We start from the raw sequence: 863 nt of genomic DNA on the forward strand, positions 1-863 counted from the left end.
CCACCCCCTTCTCAGCCTCAGCTCCGTTGCGCTGCTGATACTGCAGCTGCCGCACCGAACGGCCCGACGTCCGAAGATGCACCGCATGATGCATCAGACGATCCACAGTGGGAAGCGCTAGGTTCTTCGGCAGAATCTTGTCGAAGTTCCCTGGCTCCACATTCGTCGTGATCGCGATGCTGGTGTTCTCATACGCCGCCTCCACAAGCCGGAAGAAGCCCTCCGCAGCCTCCGCCGGCAACGGCAACATCCCGACCTCATCGATAACGACGAGGTCATGACGCAAAATCTTGGCGATCTCCGCCTCGATCCCACCATCGACCCGATACGCTGCGACAGCACGATACAGATCCTGCGCAGTAATCAACGTCGCCTTACCACCAGCCTCGACCAAGCCACGCGCACACGCCTGCGCCAAGTGCGTCTTTCCCGTGCCCGGCGGGCCACTAATGACGAGGTTTTCTGCCTTGTCCACCCACTCCAACGAGGTGACGTAACTCAAACTCCGCTGGGGAATCGTCGACAACTGTGGATCAAAGGTCTCAAACGTCCGCGACGACGGCACCCCTAAGGTCTGCAGCTTCCGCTTCAACGCCAACGCCGTACGACCATCGTTTTCCGCCTCCAGGCAGGCAAGAAGAACCTCTCCCGGCGACCACCGCTGAATCGTCGCATCTGACAACACCTCGGTATACACCTTCTTTAGATGCGGCATCCGCAAACTCGACAACAGCTGATCCACACGCGGCGACACAGCCTGAACACCAGTAGCAATAGTCATCTACCGATCCTCCATCCCACCTGCGGCGCATCCGACAACATCCGCGCCCGTCGTCTGAAGCCACACACTGCAATCCATCTCG

The 863-nt window shown here is 59.3% G+C and carries 1 protein-coding gene; it reads right to left on the reverse strand.

Annotated features, from left to right (window positions below):
- Window positions 1-781: ATP-binding protein (locus C1Y63_RS12435; RefSeq protein ID WP_106016756.1), on the reverse strand; the 781-nt coding region annotated here is incomplete at its 3' end.
- Window positions 782-863: the final 82 nt, after the last annotated feature.

Source organism: Corynebacterium sp. 13CS0277 (assembly GCF_002994655.1).
Lineage (GTDB): Bacteria > Actinomycetota > Actinomycetes > Mycobacteriales > Mycobacteriaceae > Corynebacterium.